24 protein-coding genes are annotated in these 22,478 nt (G+C 65.8%); 8 read left to right on the forward strand and 16 right to left on the reverse strand.

What is annotated here, in order from left to right:
* Positions 1-73: 73 nt before the first annotated feature.
* The 3 genes from BLS91_RS06345 to BLS91_RS06355 form a co-directional block, all read right to left on the reverse strand.
* Positions 74-442 carry a VOC family protein gene (locus BLS91_RS06345; protein ID WP_092339911.1) on the reverse strand — a complete coding sequence of 123 codons (369 nt, stop codon included), beginning with the start codon at positions 440-442 and terminating at the stop codon, positions 74-76.
* A 94-nt stretch (positions 443-536) separates the two neighbouring features.
* A complete protein-coding gene (locus tag BLS91_RS06350) occupies positions 537-938 on the reverse strand; it encodes a PIN domain-containing protein (RefSeq protein ID WP_092339912.1) in 402 nt (133 codons plus the stop codon).
* A 229-nt stretch (positions 939-1,167) separates the two neighbouring features.
* Positions 1,168-1,848, reverse strand: a complete 681-nt coding sequence (locus BLS91_RS06355) for a hypothetical protein (RefSeq protein WP_092339913.1) — start codon at positions 1,846-1,848, stop codon at positions 1,168-1,170.
* 195 nt (positions 1,849-2,043) lie between these two features.
* On the opposite strand from BLS91_RS06355, the gene BLS91_RS06360 reads away from it, so the two are divergent.
* Positions 2,044-2,685, forward strand: coding sequence for a DNA-3-methyladenine glycosylase (locus tag BLS91_RS06360; RefSeq protein ID WP_092339914.1), 642 nt, complete (start codon positions 2,044-2,046; stop codon positions 2,683-2,685).
* Between the two features lie 12 nt (positions 2,686-2,697).
* On the opposite strand, the gene BLS91_RS06365 is transcribed toward BLS91_RS06360, so the two are convergent.
* From BLS91_RS06365 to BLS91_RS06385, 5 genes are all read right to left on the reverse strand, one after another.
* Positions 2,698-3,276, reverse strand: coding sequence for a DUF488 domain-containing protein (locus BLS91_RS06365; RefSeq protein WP_338061548.1), 579 nt, complete (start codon positions 3,274-3,276; stop codon positions 2,698-2,700).
* Positions 3,277-3,324: 48 nt separating this feature from the next.
* The gene (locus BLS91_RS06370; protein ID WP_092339915.1) at positions 3,325-3,795 is read right to left on the reverse strand and encodes an anthrone oxygenase family protein; all 471 of its coding nucleotides are present in this window, start codon (positions 3,793-3,795) and stop codon (positions 3,325-3,327) included.
* Between the two features lie 81 nt (positions 3,796-3,876).
* Positions 3,877-4,068, reverse strand: coding sequence for a hypothetical protein (locus tag BLS91_RS06375; protein ID WP_092339916.1), 192 nt, complete (start codon positions 4,066-4,068; stop codon positions 3,877-3,879).
* Positions 4,069-4,141: 73 nt separating this feature from the next.
* The gene (locus BLS91_RS06380; protein ID WP_092340193.1) at positions 4,142-5,185 is read right to left on the reverse strand and encodes an LLM class flavin-dependent oxidoreductase; all 1,044 of its coding nucleotides are present in this window, start codon (positions 5,183-5,185) and stop codon (positions 4,142-4,144) included.
* Positions 5,186-5,202: 17 nt separating this feature from the next.
* Positions 5,203-5,865: an NADPH-dependent F420 reductase gene (locus BLS91_RS06385; protein WP_241983124.1), complete on the reverse strand. Its 663-nt coding sequence runs from the start codon at positions 5,863-5,865 to the stop codon at positions 5,203-5,205.
* 109 nt (positions 5,866-5,974) lie between these two features.
* On the opposite strand from BLS91_RS06385, the gene BLS91_RS06390 reads away from it, so the two are divergent.
* Positions 5,975-6,505 (forward strand): MarR family winged helix-turn-helix transcriptional regulator, encoded by a 531-nt coding sequence (locus BLS91_RS06390; RefSeq protein WP_092339918.1) that lies wholly within the window; start codon positions 5,975-5,977, stop codon positions 6,503-6,505.
* Here the strand turns inward: BLS91_RS06390 and BLS91_RS06395 are convergent.
* From BLS91_RS06395 to pepN, 5 genes are all read right to left on the reverse strand, one after another.
* Positions 6,483-7,460: an epimerase gene (locus tag BLS91_RS06395; RefSeq protein WP_092339919.1), complete on the reverse strand. Its 978-nt coding sequence runs from the start codon at positions 7,458-7,460 to the stop codon at positions 6,483-6,485. The two genes, BLS91_RS06390 and BLS91_RS06395, sit on opposite strands and share 23 nt — an antisense overlap.
* Before the next feature lie 50 nt (positions 7,461-7,510).
* Positions 7,511-7,933: a GNAT family acetyltransferase gene (locus tag BLS91_RS06400; protein WP_092339920.1), complete on the reverse strand. Its 423-nt coding sequence runs from the start codon at positions 7,931-7,933 to the stop codon at positions 7,511-7,513.
* A gap of 176 nt (positions 7,934-8,109) precedes the next feature.
* Positions 8,110-8,517, reverse strand: a complete 408-nt coding sequence (locus tag BLS91_RS06405) for a globin (protein ID WP_369827350.1) — start codon at positions 8,515-8,517, stop codon at positions 8,110-8,112.
* Between the two features lie 93 nt (positions 8,518-8,610).
* On the reverse strand, positions 8,611-9,747 hold the full coding sequence (locus tag BLS91_RS06410; protein WP_092339921.1) for a mechanosensitive ion channel family protein: 1,137 nt from the start codon (positions 9,745-9,747) through the stop codon (positions 8,611-8,613).
* Positions 9,748-9,970: 223 nt separating this feature from the next.
* The gene (gene pepN / locus BLS91_RS06415; protein ID WP_092339922.1) at positions 9,971-12,514 is read right to left on the reverse strand and encodes an aminopeptidase N; all 2,544 of its coding nucleotides are present in this window, start codon (positions 12,512-12,514) and stop codon (positions 9,971-9,973) included.
* Positions 12,515-12,604: 90 nt separating this feature from the next.
* Between pepN and BLS91_RS06420 the strand changes: the two genes are divergently transcribed.
* From BLS91_RS06420 to BLS91_RS21145, 4 genes are all read left to right on the forward strand, one after another.
* Complete coding sequence (locus tag BLS91_RS06420; RefSeq protein WP_092339923.1) at positions 12,605-13,663, forward strand: DUF2332 domain-containing protein; 1,059 nt, start codon at positions 12,605-12,607, stop codon at positions 13,661-13,663.
* Between the two features lie 4 nt (positions 13,664-13,667).
* Positions 13,668-14,345, forward strand: a complete 678-nt coding sequence (locus BLS91_RS06425) for a helix-turn-helix transcriptional regulator (RefSeq protein ID WP_092339924.1) — start codon at positions 13,668-13,670, stop codon at positions 14,343-14,345.
* Positions 14,346-14,416: 71 nt separating this feature from the next.
* Entirely contained in the window at positions 14,417-14,764 is a 348-nt protein-coding gene (locus BLS91_RS06430; RefSeq protein WP_092339925.1) for a DUF2249 domain-containing protein, read from the forward strand.
* A gap of 1,284 nt (positions 14,765-16,048) precedes the next feature.
* Positions 16,049-17,392: a multicopper oxidase domain-containing protein gene (locus BLS91_RS21145; RefSeq protein WP_369831297.1), complete on the forward strand. Its 1,344-nt coding sequence runs from the start codon at positions 16,049-16,051 to the stop codon at positions 17,390-17,392.
* 89 nt (positions 17,393-17,481) lie between these two features.
* Here the strand turns inward: BLS91_RS21145 and BLS91_RS06440 are convergent, their stop codons facing one another.
* Both BLS91_RS06440 and BLS91_RS06445 read right to left on the reverse strand, forming a co-directional pair.
* Positions 17,482-19,041, reverse strand: a complete 1,560-nt coding sequence (locus tag BLS91_RS06440; RefSeq protein ID WP_092339927.1) for an AAA family ATPase — start codon at positions 19,039-19,041, stop codon at positions 17,482-17,484.
* A gap of 33 nt (positions 19,042-19,074) precedes the next feature.
* Positions 19,075-20,187: a hypothetical protein gene (locus BLS91_RS06445; protein ID WP_092339928.1), complete on the reverse strand. Its 1,113-nt coding sequence runs from the start codon at positions 20,185-20,187 to the stop codon at positions 19,075-19,077.
* 131 nt (positions 20,188-20,318) lie between these two features.
* Here BLS91_RS06445 and BLS91_RS06450 point away from each other — a divergent pair, with 131 nt between their 5' ends.
* The gene (locus BLS91_RS06450) at positions 20,319-20,555 is read left to right on the forward strand and encodes a YlcI/YnfO family protein (RefSeq protein ID WP_092339929.1); all 237 of its coding nucleotides are present in this window, start codon (positions 20,319-20,321) and stop codon (positions 20,553-20,555) included.
* A gap of 2 nt (positions 20,556-20,557) precedes the next feature.
* Positions 20,558-20,857: a type II toxin-antitoxin system PemK/MazF family toxin gene (locus BLS91_RS06455; RefSeq protein WP_092339930.1), complete on the forward strand. Its 300-nt coding sequence runs from the start codon at positions 20,558-20,560 to the stop codon at positions 20,855-20,857.
* Positions 20,858-20,860: 3 nt separating this feature from the next.
* Here BLS91_RS06455 and BLS91_RS06460 read toward each other — a convergent pair whose 3' ends face one another.
* Positions 20,861-22,408 carry an SDR family NAD(P)-dependent oxidoreductase gene (locus BLS91_RS06460; protein ID WP_092339931.1) on the reverse strand — a complete coding sequence of 516 codons (1,548 nt, stop codon included), beginning with the start codon at positions 22,406-22,408 and terminating at the stop codon, positions 20,861-20,863.
* Positions 22,409-22,478 lie beyond the last annotated feature (70 nt).

The following is a 22,478-nucleotide window of genomic DNA, read 5'->3' on the forward strand; positions in this document are numbered from 1 at the left end:
GCGGATCGAGCACAGCGCCCAACGGCGTCACCGTCGACCGGGGCGGAAGCCCGATATCGCACTGGAGGGCTCCCTAGCGCGAGATTTGCTGCAGCGCCCAGGAGTTACCGTCGGGGTCGCTGAAGAAGGCGTACCGCACGCCGCCACCCATGTCGTTGACGTCGGACACTGCAACACCGTTTTCGATGAGGGTTGCACGGGCAGCGTCGACGTCGTCGACCACGAGATGAAGGTTCTGCACCGGCGCGGCGTGGGGGGCGCTGAATCCCACTCCCATGGCGATGGAGCAGGCCGATCCCGGCGGTGTCAGTTGCACGACCCGCATGCCGTTGCCGGGTTCCACGTCGTGATCCAGGCGAAAGCCCAACTGATCGACGTAAAAGGCCTTGCTGCGGTCGACGTCCGTCGAGGGCAGCGGAACAAGTTCAAGTCGCATGTCCATGGTGCACTCCTTCGTGCCGCAGGTTGGGTGCCTGCACGAGAGTTAAGCATGCCACCACACCACACCGCAACGCTCAGGCATCCGTTTGGAGCGCCTAGAAGTCGATCAGCGAGTCGAGGTCGGCGAGCGGTACGAGACCTTCGGCCGTGGCCGCCAGCGCCGGGTCGATGGTGATCAGTGCGTCGGCCTGAAGCGCCGTGACCGCGATGTATTCAGCCTCGTAGGTTGTCTCCCAGGCGTGGTCGCGGGCGAGGTTCCACGCCGTGCGGCGCGAGACCCGGTCGCCGAGCAGCCTCATCTTCAGCGCGGTAAGGCGCTCGTGCTGCTCGAGGGCCTCGCCGTCGGTGAGGTCCCCGGCACGCACGGCCGCAAGCAGCAGGGCCAAAGCCTGCGAGCGGATGGTGCCCGGCGCGACGATCTGAGGGCTCGGGTCGACACGGATGCCGGTGGCTACGATGTGCAGCAGGGTCGATGCGTCGATCACGAAACGAGTCATGCTGCACACCCTAGACCGGTCGATCTCGATCCCACGGAAGAGAACTGCGTGAGACGTTGCTGACGTTCATTTGGCGCACGTACATGCACCGAAGGAGCTTGGCCCGATGAAGCCCACGATTGGAAGACGGTGGCACCGGCCAGGCGGCCCTCGACCGCGACGTGAAGAGTCACCGCCGCACCGCGCTGGAACTCGTAATCCTCACGACTCCGTTATGCGTGTGAATGAACTAGGCCTGCGAGAAAAGAAAACTCGGCGCGACAATTTTGGTGATAGCGCTTGATCCCTGATCGGATTGGCCAATGACGCCGTAGGGCATTTCGATCCCGGGATCGACGACGATGCCCGGGAACGACGTCGTGAGGTCGAGCGCCACCGAGCGCTGGCCGAATGCGTCGTCCAGGTGCACTCGGTTCGCGTCCTGACCGGCGGAGACAGCGTCAAAGGCAGCTCCGACGCCTGTGCCGTCGACCGAGGCGATGGCGATTCCACCGGCTGTTGTGGCCGCCGTGGCCTGAACACTGAATGCGGGCAGGTATGGGCTGGCCTCGTCGGTGGACGTTCGCTCGCTCCGGTAACGGTTCACCACGATGTCGAACCCGCCCCAGGATGTCCCATCCATCTCGGGGTAATGTTTCGAGCCGTCCTGATGATGCGTGGCCTGTGGCTCGCCGAGAATGTCGATGGCGGAAGCGACGGCTTCATCGCCGTTCTCGGAATAGCGGAGTGAGAGCAGCACGTTTCCGCCGTCGTCCACGATGTCGGCGGTCTCAGCTCCGATGAGGATGCGGGCTGGCTCTGGTGCTGGGGCCGCTGTTTCGGACGCTACCGGTTCGACGGTCGGTGGTGCTTGGGGTGATGCGGCGGTGCAGGCCGACAAGGCGCCGGCCAGAATGATCATGGCGATCACAGCACGTGGTTTACGGATATGAGCCCCCAAAAACAGTCGAGGTGACCAAGCCCGCTTCACCAGACTCCACGCTATGGTGCCCAGAACAGCCCTGGCCAGCTGCGACAAACGGTGAATCACGAGGTCGATGTACGTCGCGAATGCTCCGAACGTCGCGATCGAGCTCGGCTCGCGGGGAGTCGATAGACTGCGTGCGTGAACGTGCTGGAGGGGTTTCATCTCGCCGACCGGGCATTTTTTGCCCGTGAGGTGCTCGAACTCGCACCCGAAGTTCTCGGCTGCATCCTGCAACGCACGGATGACGATGGCACTGTGGCCCTTCGAATAACCGAGGTCGAGGCGTATGCGGGTGAACGCGACCCCGGCGCGCACTCTTATCGGGGCCAGACAAATCGGAATAAGACCATGTTCGGCCCCGCCGGGCACCTCTACTGCTACTTCACCTACGGAATGCACCACGCGCTCAACCTCGTCGCCGGACAACCAGCCGAGCCCTACGGTTGCCTTATCAGAGCGGGAGACGTGCTGGAGGGAGCCGACATCGCCCGCAGCCGTCGAGAAAGCAAACCACGAAAATTTCCCCTTCTCGATCGGAGTTTGGCGCGAGGCCCTGGCTGCGTCGCTCAAAGCTTTGGGGCAACCCTGACCAACGATGGTGATGATCTTTTCGGCGGACAGTGGACGTTCTTCGTGCCGGACGGTGGATTGGCGCTACCGTATCTGACCGGACCACGCGTCGGCGTCAGCGGACCCGGCGGCAGTGCGACGAACTTCCCCTGGCGATACTGGCTAGCGGATGCCTCGTCGGTCTCGGCCTACAAACCGGGCCGCCCGTAACCTGGCCCAGCATCATTCTTCGGGCGGGTACCAGACGCGGATGCCGTCGACCTTCGCGAAACTGGTCAGGGTGTGCGGCGTGGTGGAGATTCGGCTCATCACATTGGCAACCTGCAGTCCCCGAGCGAGCAGCGCGTCTCCGATCAGCGATCGGTGACAACGCCAGGGCACGGCCTCTGCGCACATGATCGCCACCGTCTGCGTGCTCGCCAGCGCAATCAACTCGTCGACGCCGTGAACGAATTCGGGGGTTTGCATGTAATCGGCGTAGTCACGAAAGCTCTTGTTGCGCCACGCTCCGTTGATCGTTGCGTCTGCCACCGGGGTGTGCCGTAGCCCGCCGAGCGCACTCAGCCGCTGATAGTCGATACCGGCGGCAGGCATGCTGGTGAGCAGCTCGCTTTCCCCGAATTGCGGGTTGTGACGAGACCCCGGCACGGTGCGCACGTCAATGAGCCGTTCGATACCATTTGCTCTCAACATTCCGACGAACTCATCAAGCGGATGAGTCGAATGCCCGATCGTGTACACACAGGTTCCTGCCATGATTCCATTAAACGGCATCACGAATTCATGTCGAATCTGTTCCATGACCAAGGTCGTGTCGAAGCGGTGTCGACGGGTGGCGACCACGGCGGGTCAGGTGAGCGAAAAGATCAGAGCGACAGCGGCACCGACGGACACGGCCGCACGCGCATAGTTGGCCCGAGACCAGCTCCGGTCGAAGGACTGCCAGGCAACCGTCAGGCCGGATGAACTGGCGTCGGCGCGCACGAGGGCATTGTTCAATGGCACGTTGCGCACCACGGTGATCACGACCGCGGCCAGGGCGAGAACTGCTCCAAGAATACGGGTGGGTCCGGCAGGCGCCTCTGACGTAAGTTGCAGCACGATCACAACAACGGATGCTGCGGCGCCGCCAAAAAAGACCGTCATGAACGGCGCCCGAACCGCGCTCACATTGATGCGCTGCATGGCGGCCACTGCGGCGGCATCGGGAAGGGTAAGAAAGGCGGGCAGGACCAAAAAGGAGAAGGCCAGATAGACGCCCGCCGTCAGGCCGGCCCCGAGTGCTGCCGTGATAGTCAGGGCGATTTCGACCGCGCTCATCGGATGATCGCTCGGTGGTCGCTAGCCTTATGGCACCGAGTGTCCTTCACCGGGCGGGGAAGCGTCACGTAGTACCCATTCCTAATGGGATCTGCGCGACCGCATGGCCACGCCCCCGATGGGCACGAGAACCAGTCCCACAGCACAGAGGATGGCGATCCACTCGCTGGTCACCAGGCTCACCCACAGACCTATTCCGAGAATCACGACGCTGTACACGATTCCGAAAAACCAGATCCAGCGTTGTGATGGGTTGATCTGCGCCGTCGACATGACTTCAGGCTATCCGGCCGAGACCACGTGCCGACAGCCCCTCCCCGGAAAGGGGTGTCGGTGCTTCCGGTTCCTACTTGGCGGCGAGCAGGCGCGCGACGCGCGGCTTGACCGCGGTGGCCAGCAGCGTGAGGGATTCGAGCAGGTGTTCCTGGGGGAGGCCGCCGAAGTCGCCCTGCAGAAAATGACGCATGTGGCCAAGGTGCCCGTGCAGGTCGACGATGCGTTGTGCGATTTCGTCGGGGGCGCCGACGAAATAGGCGCTGGGCGCGTCGACCTGGGCCAGAAAGTCGCGTCGCTGTGGCGCGGGCCAGCCGCGCAGCCGGCCCATTTCCACGTTGAGCCTGACCCACCCCGGGTACATCCGGTCGATCGCTTCCTGTTTCGTGGGCGCGACCAGCCCCAGGGTCGCCACCGAGACCTTGATGTTGTCGCCGGTGTGCCCGGCCTGCGCTGCAGACTGCCGGTAGAGGTTGGCGAGTGGCGCGAACCGGTGCGGCTGACCGCCGATGATGCCGTAGGAGAGGGGCAGGCCGAGGCGGCCAGCGCGGGCCGACGACGGCGCGCTGCCGCCGGTGGCGATCCAGATCGGCAGTGACCCGGTGACCGGACGTGGCACCACGGCCAGGTCGCCGATCGCCGGGCGCGTGCGGCCCGACCAGGTGACGTTCTCGGTCGTGCTGTTGTTCAGCGTCAGCAGCAGGTCGAGCTTCTGGGCGTAGAGCTCGTCGTAGTCGTTCAGGTCGTGCCCGAACAGCGGAAACGTCTCGACCGAGGAGCCGCGGCCGGCCGTGATCTCGATGCGACCGCCGCCGGAGATGGCGTCGGCGGTGGCGAACTGCTGGAACACTCGCACCGGGTCATCCGTTGAGATGATGCTGGCCGCGCTGCCGAGGATGATCTGCGACGTGGCGGCGGCTGCGGCCGCGATCAGGGTGCCGGGCGAGGATGCCGGCATCGACACGGTGTGGTGTTCACCGACGCCGAAATAGTCGAGGCCCACTCGGTCGGCGTGCACGATGGCGTCGAACAGGTTCTTGATCGCCTCCGCGGTGGCACGCGTCGTGCCGTCGGGGTTGAGTTGCGTGTCGCCAAAGCTGTAGGCGCCAATTTGCATGGAGTTCTCCATTGTGTTTAGGCCGCGTCCGCGAGCGGACGGTTCTTCTGGATGAGGGCGCGAAGCTGGTTCGCAGTGTGGCTGCCGGTGAAAATCTCGGTGGCGGGCTGGAAGGCGCGGCCGGCGGAGAGCGGTCCGGCATCGACCGCGTCGTAGCCGAGGCGGTCGATGAAGCTCGAGACGAATGCCTTGGCGTCGGCGTCGTCACCGGCCAGCGCGAGCGCGCGCCGCGTCGGCACGCCGGCGGCCTCGTCATCTTCTTCGAGCTCGTGATAACCGATGTGGTTGAGCGACTTCACGACCCGGGCGTGCCGCAGAAACTCTTCGACGACCTCGCTGGAGGTGCGCGGATCGCTCTCGAAGTCGTCGAATACGCCGTCGACCGGCGCCCAATAGTTCATCGCGTCGATGACTATTCGGCCGGCGAGTTCGCTCGGGTGGAGCGTGCGGAACTTGTGCAGCGGAATCGCCAAAACCACCAGATCGGATGCGGCGGCCTGGCTTGATTCCACCGCTACCGCCCCTGGGGTCACAATATCGACCAGCAGGGCGTTCTCCGCCGCGGGTTTAGCAGTCGCGATCAGCACCCGGTATCCGGCTTTAACCGCCTGCCGGGCCAGGGCCGTTCCGACCCGCCCGGCTCCCAGAATGCCGATGGTGGTGTCGTGGTGACTGCTCAAGACATGTTGACCGCTCAAAGCGCTGCTCCCGTCGAAATATGATGCTCTGCAGATCATATGTTGAAAAGAATATCTCTGCCACATCACGCTCTCAGGTAAGCTGACCTGCATGACTGCCGAATTACGCCCGACCTCACCGGTGCCCGGTGACCTCGGGTGGAACCTCGCGATGGTTCTGCGCGGTTATCAGCGCCAGCTGGAGACCGCCGTCGAGGGGCTGCCCGGGGGAGTGCGCTGCTATCAGGTGCTCTCCACCGTCATTCACCGCGACCTGCCATCCCAGCAGGCCATCGGGGCGCACCTAGCCATCGATCGCACGGTGTTGACCTACCTGCTCGACGGCATGGTCGACGCCAAGCTGGTCGAACGCATTCCCGACCCGACCGATCGCCGGGCCCGAAAGATTCGGGCCACGGCGGAGGGAACCAGCGTTCTCACTCGATACGAGGCGCGCGTTGCTGCCGTGGAAGCCAGCATCCTCTCGGGCATACCAGCGGATGCCGCCTACCAGCTCGCGGGGCTCCTCGGCACGCTGGCCACGAGTGTGCACCGAGCCCACCCCACGGCCAGCCCCTGCGAGGCCGTCGAGTTGCTCGGGCGCCCTGACGCGCGCCCGCTTAGCGCTTCACAACATCGTTGATCGCCGGCTCGAGATCGGGCCAGGCAAATGTATATCCAGCTTGAAGCAGTCGCTCCGGTGTCACCCAGCGGCTTTTTAGAACCAATTCGGGTTCGGTGCGCAGTATCCACATGGCTGGTTCGAGCATCCACCTGAATGCCGGCAATCCCACGACAGCCCCAACGCGTCGTCGTAACGTCGACATGAGCGTGCGGTTGTCACTGATCTGCGGTGCCGACAGGTTGACCGGCCCGTCAAGAGCAGCGTTGTCGACGATGAACTTCACGGCGTTGACAACATCGTCGATGTGAATCCAGCTGAATTTCTGGCGTCCGTGGGAGTGGTGGGTTTGAGCCCCAGTGCTGGTCGGTTTCGTGCCGATCCCGCGATACCGCCGATGCGGGAACCACCAGCCGTCGAGCTGAGGACCTCCGAGCCCAAACCGTGCCAGCCGCACCAAGGCAGCCGTTGCGGGACCGTCTCCCAGCACGATCGCCATCCGCAGCGCCACCCGGCGGGTAGCGGGCAGCTCTCCAGCGAAGAACTCCACTTCCCACGCCTGCGCGATGTCCGCGGAGAATCCTGTGCCCAGGTCGCCGTTGGTTTCGGTCATCGGCCGGTCTAGGGAATAGCGGTAAATGGTCGCGGTACTCGCGTTGAGCCAGACCCGTGGGGGATTCGCGCTCGTTGCGATGGCCTGGCGGAACGCACGGGTGGTGTCGATGCGTGAGCGCAGGATTTCGTCGCGGTTCCGGTCGGTGTAGCGACAGTTGACGCTTTTCCCCGCCAAGTTCACCACGAGCTTGGAACCATCAATCAACGTCCTTACAGCGGATGCATCGTCCCACCGGGCATCCGGCCCGTTCCGACCGATGCGGGCAATGTCGTAACCCTGGTCGCGAAGCTCGCGAACAAGTCGCTGCCCGATGAATCCCGTTGCCCCGGCTATTACTGCGCGTCCTCGAATGTTCCCCACTGGTCAAGCATACGAGGCAACGGTCACGGGATGCTCGCGGCCGGCGTTTTCTATGACGTTGGCTGGACGAGCCATTTGGAGCGCACCTGCACGCTGGCGTCCTCGTAGCCGAGGTGCTCGTAAAATCCCAGAACGGAGTCGTTGCCCGCACGCACCATGAGCTGAACCTTCACAACACCGTGCGTGCGCAGCCAGTTTTCTGCGGCAGCCATCATGCGCTTGCCCAACCCGGTTCCGCGCTGGCCCTCGTCAACTGCAAGGTAGTGTACCCACCCGCGATGGCCATCGTGGCCGACCATGACCGTGCCGACCAGCCGCTCGTCGTCGAATGCGCCCAGAACCGTGGAGGTGTCGCCGTCGAGGGCGCGCTGCGCGTCAAGCCCGGGTGAATTCCACGACCGGGTCAGCCCGGCCCGGTGCCAGAGCGCAGCCGCCGCGTCGATGTTGCCCGGGGTCAGGTCGCGGATTGTCATGTCTTTAGTATCGGCGGTTCTGACACACGCCGTGAGATTGCGGTTCCGCGGCGATGGGGCCGAAGATGGCATCTCGCGGTGTGGGTGTGGGTGTGGGTGTCATCGGCGACACGACATCTTCAGCCCGATGGGTCTGTGCGACCAGCCACCAGACGATTTCAAGGGCTGCAGTAGAGCTACTCGTCGAAGCTGTTCACCATGGCGAAGGCGGCGCGTTCCAGATAATCCCAGAGGATGCCCCGCTGCAGCGGCGGCAGGTTGGCTGCGTCCACGGCGACTTTCATGTGTCCGAGCCACCGGTCGCGGGCATCCGGATTGACCTTGAACGGCACGTGCCGCTGGCGCAGACGCGGGTGACCACGCTGTTCGCTGTAGGTGCCTGGACCACCCCAGAACTGCTCGAGGAACATGACCAGTCGGTGTTCGGCCGGGCCCAGGTCGTCTTCGGGATACATCGGCTTCAGCACCGGGTCGGTGGCCACGCCGACATAGAAGTCGTGCACGAGCTTCTCGAAGAACGGGGTTCCGCCGACCTCGTCGAAGAACGTCGGCACCACGGCTGGGCCGTTTTCGGCCTCGCGCAGGTGGACGCCGGCGGGGACGGTCGGCTGGTCGGTCGGGTGTCGTTCAGAGGTCACGTGGTGCGGCTTTCTACTGTGTGCTGGAGTTATTTCAGGCTAGTCAATGCCGTCGCTGCGGGTTTCAGGGTCTGGCGTCTTCATCGGAACAGGAACGTCCTTGGGCTTGGGCTTGGCCTTGCGCGGTCCGCGGGGCTTGCGCACCGAGACTGGACCGGTGCGCACACCGGCAACGACGTCGGGCACGGCGGCCGCGGCCTCTTCGGCTGCGTCAACGGCTCCCTCGATTGGTTCAACGGTCGAGCCGTCGATGGTGCCGTCGCCGGTGGTCATGACGACGCTGTTGAGTGGGGTGAGCGGCACGCCCATGCCGTCGAGGGCCTTCTTCATGTGCAGGCGCAGGTCACGGGCGAAGTCCCACTTGGCCGAGACCCGGGTCTTGACCACGAGACGGGTGACGAGGGCTTCAGCGCTAATCGACTCCAGGCCCCAGATTTCGGGCTTCTCCAGAATGAATGCGCGCCACTTGCGGCTCGAGGCGAGGGCGCTGGCCACGCGCAGCAGCTCGTCTTGCACGGCTTCCACGTCTGAACTGTACGGAATGGCGAGGTCGATGATGACGCGCGCCCAGCCCTGCGACATGTTGCCAACGCGCAAAATCTCACCGTTGCGCACGAACCAGAGGGTGCCGTCGACGTCGCGCACCTGCGTGATGCGAATTCCGACCGTTTCTACGACACCGGATGCGAATCCCACGTCGACGATATCGCCCACACCGATCTGGTCTTCCACCACCATGAACAGGCCGTTGAGAATGTCCTTGACGATGTTCTGCGCGCCGAAACCGAGGCCGGCACCGATCGCCGCCGTGAGCAGGGCGAAGGAACCAAGGATGTCTTTGTTCAGGGTAGTGACGATGAGCAGCAGGGCCGTGATCAGAATGAAGACGTTGACGATGTTCGCCAACACGGCCCCGAGGGTACGGGAGCGCTGCACGACGCGAACGGCGGCCATCGGCGACACGTTCAGCGCCTGCGTGTCATCGACCTTCTGGGTTTTCTTCACGCCGGAGACGATCTGCTGCACGACCCGTCGAATCACGTATTGCAGGGCCCAGCGCACGGCGAAGGCGACGGCGATAATCATCGCCACGGCGAAGATTTTCTCCAAGTAAATGGTCCACGTAATTTGAGCGAAGTAGGCGCCGAGGTCGGCCCAGAAAGTATCCCAATTCATATCCAAGCCAGTCTACCGAGGGGTCTCGGCGGCACCCGGAAACCGGCCACGGTCGCTGGCATTGCGCCCAGGCTGCCGGGGCACTCAGCCGGGCCCGGGCAGGCAGGCAGTGGCATACCGGCGGTTTGTGTGGAGTTTGCTGTGAACGTGCGGGGTGCTCGGGCGGGCAGACGCGAAAACCCCGCGCCCAGGGCTGGGCGCGGGGTTTGCTGTCGCTGACTACTTAAGCGTCGCGCGCCTGCACCTTCAGGGAACGCTCAACCCCGGCCAAGTTCTCGACCACCAGGCGGCGCAGGGCGGCCGGCTCGGGGTTGGCATCGAGCCAGGCCTGCGTCGCGTCGGCGAGGGCCTGGTTGTTCAGCGGCGCCGGGTAGAGGCCGATGACGAGCTTTTCGCCGATCGAGAAGCTGCGTGCCGCCCACACCGACTGCAGCATGTCGAAGTAGTTCGCGACGAACGGCTCGAGGAGTTTCGAGTCGTTCACGCGCAGGAACCCGGCGGCGGTCGTGCGCACGATTGTCGTCGCGGCCGTGTCCACGTCGATCAGTGATGACCAGGCGGCGAGCTTGCCCGCGGCCGTGGGCAGGGCAGCCCGGGCGAGGGCGGCGGACTGGGCGCCGGTGGCGGTGTTGTCGGCTTCGAGCGCCGCATCGATCTCGGTCGCGGTGGCACGGCCCCCGGCCACGAGGGCGGTGAGCAGCTCCCAGGCCAGGTCGGTGTCGACCTCGAGGCCCTGGAGTACCGTCGCGCCGGAACGCAAAGCAGCCACGTTATCGAGCTGCGCGGCGGTGGCTGCGATGGAGGCGAAGAACTTTACGAATTGGAACTGGGCATCGCTGCCGCCCGCCGCGCCCTGTGCGAGCGTCCAGAGTGCGTCGGCGACCTCGGTCGCGACCCCCTCGCGGTGCGGCTCGGCCACGTAGTAGCTGGCGGTGAGCACGACCTGGCCGAGCACCGTGCGCAGCGTGGTCGACTCGGTTTCCGTGGCGACATTGTTCAAGACCAGGCGCACGAAGTCGCGTGCCGTGGTTTCGGCGTCCCGGGTGGCGTCCCAGACCGAACCCCAGACCAGGGCGCGGGCGAGCGGGCTCTCGATCGCGGCGAGGTGCTGGAGCGCGACGGCCTCCGAGGCCGGGTCGAGGCGCACCTTGGCGTAGCTCAGATCGTCATCGTTGAGCAGAATCAGGTCAGCGCGTTCGCGGCCGACGAGAGCGGGGACATTCGTTCTGGGGCCGTCAACGTCGAGCTCGACCCGGTGGGTGCGCACCAGCTTGCGGGCGTCGTTGATGGTGTAGAAGCCGATCGCGAGGCGGTGCGGGCGAATGGTGGGCCAGGAGGGCGCCGCGCTCTGCAGCACGGTGAAGGCGGTGATGACGCCGTGGTCATCAACGGTGATCTCGGGGCGGAGGGTGTTGACGCCGGCCGTTTCGAGCCAGAGCGCTGCCCATTCGCCGAGGTCGCGGCCGCTGGCGAGTTCGAGTTCGACCAGCAGGTCGCGCAACTCGGTGTTACCCCATTGGTGCTTCTGAAAGTAGGAGCCGACGCCGGTGAAGAAGGCGTCGATGCCGACCCAGGCGGCGAGCTGCTTGAGCACCGAACCGCCCTTGGCGTAGGTGATGCCGTCGAAGTTCACGAGAACGTCGTCGAGGTCGCGGATAGTCGCGACGACCGGGTGGGTCGAGGGCAGCTGGTCCTGCTTGTAGGCCCAGCTCTTCTCCATCACGGCGAAGGTAGTCCACGCTTCGTGCCACTCGGTGGCCTCGGCCGTGGCAATGGTCGACGCCCACTCGGCGAAGCTCTCGTTGAGCCAGAGGTCGTTCCACCAGGTCATGGTGACCAGGTCGCCGAACCACATGTGGGCCAGCTCGTGCAGAATCGTCACTACGCGGCGTTCCTTGATGGCGTCGGTCACCTTGGAGCGAAAGATGTACGTTTCGGTGAAGGTGACCGCGCCGGCGTTCTCCATGGCGCCGGCGTTGAACTCCGGCACGAACAGCTGGTCGTACTTGTCGAAGGGGTAGGCGTAACCGAACTTCTCCTCGTAGTAGGCGAAGCCCTGGCGGGTCTTCTCCAGGATGTAGTCGGCGTCGAGGTACTCGCTGAGGCTCTTGCGGCTGAATACCCCGAGTGGAATGGTGCGTCCGTCGCTCGACGTGAGCTCGCTGCGCACGACGGCGTACGGGCCGGCGATGAGCGCAGTGATATAGCTCGAGATGGTGTGGGTCGGTTCGAACGCCCAGGTGCTGGCACCATTGCCGGCATCGATCGGGGTGGGCGTGGTGGAGTTGGAGACGACCTGCCACTGGCTGGGGGCAGTGACGGTGAAGGAGAATTTTGCCTTCAGGTCGGGCTGCTCGAACACGGCGAACACGCGGCGGGAGTCGGGTACCTCGAACTGGCTGTACAGGTAGACCTCGTTGTCGACCGGGTCGACGAAACGGTGTAGTCCCTCACCGGTGTTGGTGTACAGCGCGTCGGCGACGACGACGAGCTCATTGTCGGCCTGCAGGCCGTCAAGCGCAATGCGGATGCCGTCACTCACGACGGCCGGGTCGAGCAGGGCGCCGTTGAGGGTGACCGAGTACACCCGCGCCGTGATGGCGTCGATGAAGGTCGAGGCTCCGGGGGTGGCGGTGAAGTGCACGGTGGTGGTGCTGCCGAACGTGGTGGGACCGCTGGCGAGGTCGAGCACAACGTTGTAGCTCGCTACGGTGACCAGCGCAGCGCGCTCGGTCGCTTCAATGCGGGTGAGATTTTCTCCAGGCAACAGATTCTCCAATTCGATTCACGATTGTGAAGCTTTGGCACTCGTGGCGCCATCGCACCCCGCAAGCCTAACCATGATTACGATGTGGGCATGAGAGCAAGCACCGACCCACTGGTCCCCACCGCCGAACGCTACCGAGCCTTCGCCGAAGTGGAAGCTCGCGGAATGAGCGCCTGCTACGAGGCCTGGGCGGCCGGTGTCGCGGCCGATCCCGCTACCGTTGCCCTGATCGACCAACTGCCCGCGGTCAAGCGCCAACCGAACCTGGTGTTCAGCGCGGCACGGCTGCACGGTGCGTCGGTGGGGAAGTACCCCGAGTTCGCGGCCTGGCTGCGTGAGCACTGGACCGACGTGGCCGCGACCTGCCTGACCCACGCCACCCAGACCAACGAGCCCGGTCGTTGCGCCGTGCTGTTGCCGGCCCTGGCGGCGCTCGCCGGGCCGCTCGCGCTGATCGAGGTGGGGGCATCCGCTGGTCTGTGCCTGCACCCAGACCGGTACAGCTACCGGTATCGGTTGGCTGATGGCAGTGAGCGGATGCTGCACCCATTCGACGGTCCGAGCCCGGTCGTTCTGGACTGTGACGTCACCGGCCCGGTTCCGTTGCCCGAGCGGATGCCCGAGATCGTCTGGCGCGCCGGCATCGACCTGCACCCGCTTGACGTGTCGAGCGAGACGGATGTGGCCTGGCTCGACGCGCTCATCTGGCCGGAGCACGATGACCGGCGGGCCCGACTGGGCGCCGCGGTTGCCGTGGCCCGCCGGGAGCCGGCCCCGATCGTGTCGGGTGACCTGGGCGAACAGATCGAAGCACTCGTTGCCCGGGCTCCAGCCGGGGCGACCGTCGTGGTGTTCCACACCGCGGTGCTCGCCTACCTCAACGAGGCTGATCGTAACCGGTTCGCCGAGCAGATGACCCGGCTGCCGGTGCGCTGGCTGTCGAACGAGGGACAGAGCGTGGTGCCCGGGGTGCTGGAGCGACTTGCGGAGGTGCCGGCACTGTTAGATCACATGCCGGCATCCGCCTTCATTCTTGCGCTGGACGGCGAGCCGATCGCCCTGACCCAGCCGCACGGCCGGTCACTGCACTGGCTCGCGCCGGAGGACGAGTGCCACAACCGCAGGTTTAACCGCACGCTGCTACTCTAAAATCATGGTTCCGCCCACGCAGAATGAAGCCAGGCACGCTGCCCTGGCCAGTGAGCCGCGCCGTCGTGCCCTGGCGCTGCTCACCGAATCCGCTGTGCCGCTGGGCGTTGCCGCCGTGGCCGACGCCCTCGGACTTCACATCACGACGGCACGGTTTCACCTTGAGCACCTCGAGGCGGCCGGGCTCATCGAGCGCCAGGTCGCCCGGGCCGGGCAGCGCGGCCGCCCACACGTGTTGTTCAGCGCGGTCGCGGCGCCGCTGGCGGCAGAGAACGCCCAGCAGCAGCTGATCGAGACTCTCGCCGGGGTCATTGGCGAGGATGCCGACGGCGGCCGCGCCCGTGCGATACGGGCCGGCGATCGCTGGTCGGCGCAGTACGCGGCCGCGGCCGCTGGGGTGGCGACCGATGGGCCCGCTGCCGACGTGGTGCCTCCGCTGTTGAGTGTGCTCACCGAGATCGGTTTCGAGCCCGAACTTCGAGCTGATGAAGCCGTAATCGCGCTGAAGGCCTGCCCGTTCCGGGCCGAGGCGCGATCGAATCCCGATGTGGTCTGCTCGGTGCACCTGGGCCTGATGAAAGGCCTCGCCCGCTCACTTGGCCACGACGCCGAGGACATCAGCCTGGAGCCCTTCGTGCAGCCGACGCTCTGCCTCGTGCACCTGTCCCCACAGCACTCGTGAGCTGATTGAAAGGAATAAAGTCCTCTAAACTGGTCACGAGGGTCATTCGACCCGGTGAAAGGGGATTTTTTATGACTGCCGAACCGATCAACCTGTCTGCCAGCCGGCCCGGTGCCGCAGATGTCGACGCTCCCGCCGCGCACGCGTGCGCCTGCGGTCACGACGACACCGAGACCATCGTTCTCGACACTCGCCCCATCCCACACGCCATTCGCCACGCCACGATCTTTGGCGCACTCGGTGTTATTCAGCCCGGCTTCGCCCTCGACCTGGTGGCCTCGCACAACCCGCTGCCGCTGCTCGGACAGCTCGAAGCCAGCCGCCTCGGCGACTTTGCCGTTTCCTACCTCGAGAGCGGACCCGAAACTGGACCGTGCGCCTCACCCGCACTCACTCGTCCGACAGCCGGGTTGATCTGACCCAACGCCGCTGATGACCACCCTATGAAAGACAAGCTCTGGCACATCGTCTCCGGCAGTTTGGTGCCTGCCTGGCTGGCCGCCGCGGTGATTCTCACTCTGCTGCACCGCCAGGTGCCGTCGTCGGGCTGGCTGCTCGTGCACCTGCTGCTGCTCGGCGCGGTGAGCACGGCAATTCTGATCTGGAGTCAGCACTTCGCCGACACCCTGCTTCGCCACAAGGCCCTCGGGGACCGCCGCTCACTCGGCCTGCGTCTGAGCGTGCACACCGGGGGCGCGATGGCGGTTATGACCGGCATGGTCGCCGAGTGGTACCCGCTCGTGCTGGTCGGAGGCAGCCTGGTCGGACTGAACGCGCTGGTCCACGCCGTGGTGATCGTGAGCCAGACCCGTGGAGCGATGCCGGGTCGGTTCGCCCCGCTGGTGCGCTACTACATTGTCAGCGCAGTGATGCTCTCCGGCGGCGTTACCCTCGGCATTCTGATGGCCAGGCTCGACGGCGGAGGCGAGGCCTACGAACGCCTGTTCATCGGCCATCTCGGCCTCAACCTGCTCGGGTGGGTGGGCCTCACCGTCATCGGTACCGTTGCGTTGCTCTGGCCCACGGTGCTGCATACCCGTGTCGAGGGCGCCACAGTGGCGGCCGGAAGCACCCTTCCGGTATTGGCGGGCGGCCTCGGGCTGCTCCTCGTCGGTTGCCTGGCCGACCAGCGGATGCTCGTGGCGCTCGGCGTTCTGATCTACCTCGTTGCCCTGGGTCGAGTGCTCTGGGAGGGTATCGGGCACCTGCGCCGGGCGCCCGCCGTGACCTTCGCCGCCTGGAGCCTCGGTGCCGCCCAGATCTGGTTTGCCCTCTGTACCGCCGGTTTCGGGTTGCTGGTGGCTCTCGCCCCCAGCTGGGCGGCCGCGGCCGCCGGCGTCGAAACCCTCGTGCCGTACTTCGCGATCGGCTTTGCGGCCCAGATTCTACTCGGGGCCCTCAGCTATCTGGTGCCCGTCGTGCTCGGTGGAGGCCCGGCCGCCCTCAAGGCAACCGCGGCCGAGCTCGACCGTGGCGGCCTCTTTCGGGTCGTGGTCGTCAATGGCGCCCTCGCCCTGTCGTTGCTGCCCATCTCCAGCACTCTCACGGTGGCATTGTCGGTGCTGATCGTGGCCACCCTGGCCGGTTTTCTGGTGCTGTTCACCAGGGCCCTGCGGGTCAACCGGCGGGTGCGCGTCCTGCCGCTCGTGCGCGTGGTGCCGGGAGAACGAACGGCCGTCGATCGACCGCGTGCCGCCGGGCGGATGCTCGCGGCGGCGAGTGTGCTGCTGCTCACGGTTACCGTCGGCATCGTGCTCGATCCGGCCTCGGCTGGCCTCTGGACGGTGTCGACCCAGGCGGCCGGCTCCTCCGCGGCCGGCGCCGCCGCGACCGGACACACCACCACGGTGGCGGTCGACATGGTCGACACCCGCTTCGTGCCCGACCGCATCGAGGTGCCGGTCGGTGATGAACTGGTCATCACCCTCACGAATAGCGACGAGATGGTGCACAACTTGGTCCTGCAATCCGGTCTGGTGTCGGGCTCCCTCGAGCCGGGCGCCTCCGAGACCGTGAACGTTGGCGTGATCGGCGCGAGCGTGGCGGGCTGGTGCTCCATTGCCGGACACCGGCTGCAAGGTATGGAGATCAGCATCGTCGCCGGGGGCGCCGCGAGCGGAACCCACTCTGACCACGGTGCGGCCGCAGCCGGGGCATCCGCTGCTGAGGATCTCGACCCGATGGCTGAACCCGACGCCGGTTTCGAGGCGAGGGACGCCGTGCTGCCGCCCGCCTCGTCCGCCAAAGTCCACCGGCAGACCTTGACCGTGCAGAACATCGAGACCGAGGTGACACCCGGCGTCACCCAGATGCTCTGGACGTTCAACGGCACCGCGCCAGGGCCCACCCTGCGCGGCACCGTGGGCGACGTATTCGAGATCACGCTGGTGAACGAGGGCACGGTCGGGCACTCGATCGACTTCCACGCCGGCGATATCGCGCCAGACGCCGTGATGCGCACCATCGCACCCGGAGAATCCTTGTTCTACACCTTCACCGCCACACGGTCGGGCATCTGGCTCTATCACTGCTCCACCATGCCCATGTCCGTGCACATCGCCAACGGCATGTTCGGCGCGGTGATCATCGACCCGCCGGGCCGGGCGGAGGTGGACCGCGAGTACCTCCTCGTACAGTCCGAGCTGTACCTCGGCGCTCAGGGCGGTGAAGTGGACGCCGTGAAGGTGGCGACGCAGATCCCCGACATCGTGGTCTTCAACGGCTACGCGAACCAATACGCTGCCCGGCCGCTAGAGGCGACGGCGGGCGAGACCGTGCGCGTCTGGGTGCTGGCGGCCGGGCCCAATGTGGGCAGTGCCTTCCATGTCGTGGGCGGTCAGTTCTCCACCGTGTATAAGGAGGGCGACTACCTGTTGAAGCACGGCGGCAGCACCGGTAGCGGCGGCTCCCAGGTGCTCGATCTCGCCGTTGCGCAGGGCGGGTTCGTCGAGCTCAGCTTCACCCAGCCGGGCGACTATCCCTTCGTCAGCCACATCATGTCGGATGCCGAGAAGGGTGCCCGCGGTATCTTCGAGGTGCTGCCGTAATCGCCACCGGGAATCCGCTTTAATCCGGCGCTGGACGGTAGGGCGCTGCCCGGGCGGCCATCGTCGTGACGTCTACGAGCGCTGACCGGTCATTGGGGCTCGTCGGTTTGCTCGGGGTCGCCTTCAGCGGCGTCCACTGCTGTGACCGGCCCTGTCGGGCCGCCCCACCCGAAGGAGAATTGGCGCGTCACCACGGGCGCCGTCTCCTGCATCGGAACGTAGCTGCCGCCATTCGGCCCATGGCCCGGCTCCTCATCGGGTTGCCAGCGCGGGATTTCACCACTGCTCGTGCCGAGGAGCCGTCGGGTGAGGGATGCGCCCGCCGACAGCAGATCGTCGAGGGACGCCTGCAGGTCGGTGTCGTTGACGGTGCCGGCACGGAGGGCAGCGCGGAGCACGCCCCGACGAATGAGCTCCTTGGCGAAGGATCCGGTCACGCCCTCCGCTCGGCCGGCGGCGGCATCGAGGGCGGCCGGGCTGAACGGCAGCCCGCCCGCATAACGCCGGAACAACCGCTCGCGTTCAGCCAGCGCGGGCAGGGGCACTTCCACGGCGAGATCGACCCGGCCTGGCCGTTCGGCGAGGGCACTTTCGAGTACCTCGACCCGGTTGGTGGTCATGACGAAGGCCACATCGGCGTCGCCGTCGAGCCCATCGAGGGCGTCGAGCACCTCGAATAAGAGTGGCTGCGGAGTCGTGTTGCGTTGCATCGCGACCAGGTCGATGTCTTCGAGCACGACGATGGACGGCGCGAATGTGCGCGCGATTTCGGCGGCGGCAGCGATGTGCACGATGCTGGTGCCGGTCAGGAGCACGGCGGTGATGCCCGGGGTAACGCTCAGCAGGTGGCGTACGGTGAGGGTTTTGCCGGTACCGGGAGGACCGTAAAGCAATACGCCGCGCTTCAAGTGTTGACCGGCGGCGAGCAGTGCCTGGCGCTGCTCGCCGATTCCGATGACGTGGTCGGTGATCGTGCTGAGGATGCCGTCCGGTAGCACGATGGCGGCCGCCGGAACGACGGGTCGTTCCAGAAAACTGATTCCGGCACCGGCCCCGTATTCGGTCTGCACGAACGAGAGCACCTGCCCGCGCAGCACGCTGTGCTCGATCATGAGCGCGCGCAGGTGCTCGAGAAAGCCGGTGACCGCCTGCGGTGATGTGGCCATGATCTCGAGTTCGGCCGTGTTGCGCCCGAATTGCGGGTTCGCGGCGCGTTGCAGCACCGCAATCGGCTCACCCTCAAAGCGGATGAGCCGCAGGCCGAATGAGACCACCTGACGGGTCGATGTCGGTCCGGTCGCCCGGGCCGAGTAGTCCACCGGCCCGGGAGCGAAACCCTGGAACGGGCTGGCCACCAGTTCGGACAGGCTTGAGTGAAAACGCTGCTGCCCGCCAGAGACGCCGAGAAGCGCGGCCGGATCGGTTCCGGCCAGGGCAGTCAGGGCAATGTCCGCGTCGACCAGGCGATGATCGGCGAGAGTCTCGGATACGACCGGCAGGGTCGATGCGTTCGCGCCGAGAAACTCGGTGATCGCGTCGCCGAGCGGCGACTGGCCCGACGGGTTTTGGGCATCCGCCGTTGCCACGACGCGTTCCATGAATTTCTTGAACGAGCGCATGACGTCGCGGTCGAAAGTATCCTCGGTCATCTCGTGCTCCTGTCGTTGTAGCGCAGTAGGAGGTTAGCGGGCCTGGGCGATGATCGCCTCGGCGACAGCCACAGCCTGGGAGACAGATTCGACCGAGTAGGCCGATTCGCCGAGCGAGAAAATCACGGTGCAGTAACCGGAGGGGTCGGCGCAGACCTGCACGGCGTGCTCACCTTCGACGGCTCCCTCGAGCACGATCGGCGACAATGCGGCCTGACTGTCCGGCTCCGTGATCATCGTGTCAACGATCCCGGCGAGACCATAGCCGACATGGATCGAGGTGCCCAAAACGCCGTCGGCACGCACGTCGCACCGAAACAACCCGGCGGCCTGCGACACGAAGCCGTCGAAGTAGACCGGGTTCATGTTTGACGAGTCGAAGATTTCGTACTCGAGCGAGTCGACGCCGAGGGCCATGGCGATGCCCTGCGGCTTGAGCGCGCCGGTGCAGGCCGGTTCACGCGGGGTCAGGGCGACCGCCGGCCAGGCTACCTGGCTGGGTTCGGCATCCGTCAGAGTGGTATAAACGGATGCCGCGAGCGGCGTCATCTGCGCTACGATCGCGTCGCTCGTCATGCCGTCAAAGCGCACATCGCGGGTACCGAATGAGTTCGTGCTCAGCGTGATTTCGACCCAGGCGTCACCGACGGGTGCTGAGATGAAACACCCGGGGTCGCCGCATCCGGTGGCCGCTTCGATGCCGCCGATGCTGGTGAGCGGGTCGGCCGGACCGGCGCCGGAATCGTTTGGCGCCCAGGTGTCGGCCGCGCCGGGCAGTACCTTGACGCTCAGGTAGGCCCAGTCGGAGTCGGATTGGTGATCCATCGGATTGCCCGCTGCCGCGCCGACTCGCCAGGAGCAGGACAGCCCGCCGAGGGCTGGAACGGAGTACTCGACCAGGAATGTCGACGGCTGCATCGCGGCAACCGGGGTTGGCACGGTGCCGGCGGGATCCGCGAAGACGTTGGCAATGTCGCCCGGGGCCGCGATATCGTCGCAGCTGAGCGGGCTGGTGGCTGCGGCAGGCGTTGCGGTTGGCGAAGTCGTTGACGTGGCCGACGGTTCCGGCACGGGTTCGGCTGCGCATCCGCTGAGGGCGACGAGAGCGAGAGAAACGATCGGCAGGATCAGGGTGCGGCGCAGCATCCGGTCAGCCTAGCAGGGGAGAGTTTTGGCCCGTGACCTGTGCTTTCCTTGCTATCGCGCTGCTGCTGCTCGACGTCGCACAGCCCGAGAATCGCATACCAAATCGGGTTCTAGAACGGTATGCTGCAGGTATGAGTCGACAAATTGCGGTGCGCCTCCCCGACGACATCGTTGATTATCTTGACCTCGCCGTAACGGAGGGCCGCGACAGCAGCCGCGCCGCAGTGATCACGCGGGCCCTCGAACGAGAACGTCGTCGCGAGGTTGCACTGCGTGACGTTCGTATTCTCTCCGAGAAGTCGACAGACGTCGATGACCTGGACGAACTCGCACGCTACGGCGCGACCCTCCCGACTGACGTCCCGTGACGATGCGCGCGATTCATATTGCGCACCTCGACAAGGCACGGCCGGTTCTTGTGCTCACCCGCGAGCTCGTGCGCCCGTATCTCACGCGGGTCACGGTCGCACCGATCACCAGTTCGGTGCGGGGGCTGTCCACCGAAGTGCCGGTCGGCCCGTCGAACGGCCTCGACCAGGACTGCGTCGTGAGTTGCGACAACATCGTGACCATCCCGGTAGCGAGCCTCGGCCGCCATATTGGTTTTCTGCTGCCCAGCCAGGAGTCACAACTCAGCGCCGCCATCCAGACGGCGTTCGAGCTCGACTGACGACTACCAGGCGCCGGGCTGGTAGTCCTTGAGGAAGACGCCGTAGAGGTCTTCGCCGGCCTCGCCGCGCACGATCGGGTCGTAGACCCGGGCCGCGCCGTCGACCAGGTCGAGCGGAGCGTGAAAGCCTTCCTCGGCCAGGCGAACCTTCGTGGGGTGCGGGCGTTCGTCGGTGATCCAGCCGGTGTCAACGCTCGTCATGAGAATTCCGTCTTCGAGCATCTCCTTCGCGCTCGTGCGGGTGAGCATGTTCAGCGCGGCCTTGGCCATGTTGGTGTGCGGGTGGCCTGGCCCCTTGTAGCCGCGACCGAACACCCCCTCCATCGCCGACACGTTCACGATGTAGGTGCGCCGGGCAGCGGATGCCGTGAGCGACGCCCGCAGACGGCTCACCAATAAGAATGGTGCGGTCGTATTGCACAGCTGTACTTCGAGCATCTCGAGCGGATCGACGTCCTCGACATTGGCCGTCCAGCTATTCACGTCGTGCAGGTCGGGAACGAGGCCGCCGGCGTCGATCGCGGTGCCGGCGGCGAGCTTTTCGAGCGAAGAGGACCCGGCGGCGAGGGCCAGCCGGGTGAGGTCATCCGCTGTGAGCGCACCCGCGCCGGAGGCGGCCGCGAGTAGCGGATGCCCCGACACCGACGCCGCCAGGGCCAGCGGATGCGCGTCGTTGGTGTGCCCGAACGACACGATCTCCGGCAGCGGGCCATCGGGCAGCGGCGAATCCTCGGCCTCGACCAGGGGGGAGTACGAGCCGCGTGATCGACGCACGGTCTGCGCGGCGTTGTTGATGAGAATGTCGAGCGGGCCCTGGGCGGCGACGGAATCGGCCAGGGCGATCACCTGGGCCGGGTCACGCAGGTCGATGCCGACGATGCGCAGGCGGTGCAGCCAGTCCGTGGAGTCGGGCATGGCGGCGAAGCGGCGTACGGCATCGCGCGGAAAGCGGGTGGTGACGGTGGTGTGGGCTCCGTCGCGCAGCAGACGCAACGCGATATACATGCCGATCTTGGCCCGGCCGCCGGTGAGCAGGGCACGCTTGCCGGTCAGGTCGGTGCGGGCGTCGCGCTTGGCGTGGCTCGACAGTGCGCAGCTCGGGCAAAGCTGGTGGTAGAACGCGTCGACCACGGTGTACTTCTGTTTGCAGATGTAGCAGGCGCGGGGGACGAGTAGTTCTCCGGCGGTGGCCGCGCTGGTGCCGAGTGACAGCTGCGCGCCGCGGGTCTCGTCGTCGATGCGGGTGGGCGCGCCGGTGGCGGTGGCGGCGATGACGCTGCGATCGGCGTCGGCGATGACCGCACGCTTCTCCAGGCGGCGCGCCATTTTGACCGACTTGAACATCTTGGCGGTGGCCTGGCGCACGGTGACAAAGTCGGCGCTGTCCGGGTCGACGTCGCTGAGGGAAGCGAGAACCCGCAGGGTCACCGCGAGGTCGTGCGGGTCGATGTCGATGAATTCCGGATCGGATGATTCGAAGTCAGCGGTCGACACGCCCGATTCTTCTGGTGCCGAGCCGGTGGGCGCAGTGGTGGAGGGCGCGGTGGTCATTCGAGGATTCTACGCGGGGTGACTGTGAGCATCCGTTTGTGGGTGCGTGACCGAAAGCCGGCCACGCACT

It is taken from the genome of Cryobacterium flavum (assembly GCF_900103805.1).
In the GTDB taxonomy this organism is placed as follows: domain Bacteria; phylum Actinomycetota; class Actinomycetes; order Actinomycetales; family Microbacteriaceae; genus Cryobacterium; species Cryobacterium flavum.

Bases quoted from the DNA above. Each gene is read 5' to 3' on its own strand.
- BLS91_RS06455 (WP_092339930.1), top strand. From the start codon at position 20,558: ATGCGCGCGATTCATATTGCGCACCTCGACAAGGCACGGCCGGTTCTT.
- BLS91_RS06445 (WP_092339928.1), bottom strand. From the start codon at position 20,187: ATGCTGCGCCGCACCCTGATCCTGCCGATCGTTTCTCTCGCTCTCGTC.
- BLS91_RS06370 (WP_092339915.1), bottom strand. From the start codon at position 3,795: ATGAGCGCGGTCGAAATCGCCCTGACTATCACGGCAGCACTCGGGGCC.
- BLS91_RS06430 (WP_092339925.1), top strand. From the start codon at position 14,417: ATGACTGCCGAACCGATCAACCTGTCTGCCAGCCGGCCCGGTGCCGCA.
- BLS91_RS06400 (WP_092339920.1), bottom strand. From the start codon at position 7,933: ATGACAATCCGCGACCTGACCCCGGGCAACATCGACGCGGCGGCTGCG.
- BLS91_RS06460 (WP_092339931.1), bottom strand. From the start codon at position 22,408: ATGACCACCGCGCCCTCCACCACTGCGCCCACCGGCTCGGCACCAGAA.
- BLS91_RS06425 (WP_092339924.1), top strand. From the start codon at position 13,668: ATGGTTCCGCCCACGCAGAATGAAGCCAGGCACGCTGCCCTGGCCAGT.
- BLS91_RS06350 (WP_092339912.1), bottom strand. From the start codon at position 938: ATGACTCGTTTCGTGATCGACGCATCGACCCTGCTGCACATCGTAGCC.
- BLS91_RS06345 (WP_092339911.1), bottom strand. From the start codon at position 442: ATGGACATGCGACTTGAACTTGTTCCGCTGCCCTCGACGGACGTCGAC.
- BLS91_RS06375 (WP_092339916.1), bottom strand. From the start codon at position 4,068: ATGTCGACGGCGCAGATCAACCCATCACAACGCTGGATCTGGTTTTTC.
- BLS91_RS06420 (WP_092339923.1), top strand. From the start codon at position 12,605: ATGAGAGCAAGCACCGACCCACTGGTCCCCACCGCCGAACGCTACCGA.
- BLS91_RS21145 (WP_369831297.1), top strand. From the start codon at position 16,049: ATGCTCGCGGCGGCGAGTGTGCTGCTGCTCACGGTTACCGTCGGCATC.
- BLS91_RS06440 (WP_092339927.1), bottom strand. From the start codon at position 19,041: ATGACCGAGGATACTTTCGACCGCGACGTCATGCGCTCGTTCAAGAAA.
- BLS91_RS06410 (WP_092339921.1), bottom strand. From the start codon at position 9,747: ATGAATTGGGATACTTTCTGGGCCGACCTCGGCGCCTACTTCGCTCAA.
- BLS91_RS06390 (WP_092339918.1), top strand. From the start codon at position 5,975: ATGACTGCCGAATTACGCCCGACCTCACCGGTGCCCGGTGACCTCGGG.
- BLS91_RS06365 (WP_338061548.1), bottom strand. From the start codon at position 3,276: ATGGAACAGATTCGACATGAATTCGTGATGCCGTTTAATGGAATCATG.
- BLS91_RS06450 (WP_092339929.1), top strand. From the start codon at position 20,319: ATGAGTCGACAAATTGCGGTGCGCCTCCCCGACGACATCGTTGATTAT.
- BLS91_RS06380 (WP_092340193.1), bottom strand. From the start codon at position 5,185: ATGCAAATTGGCGCCTACAGCTTTGGCGACACGCAACTCAACCCCGAC.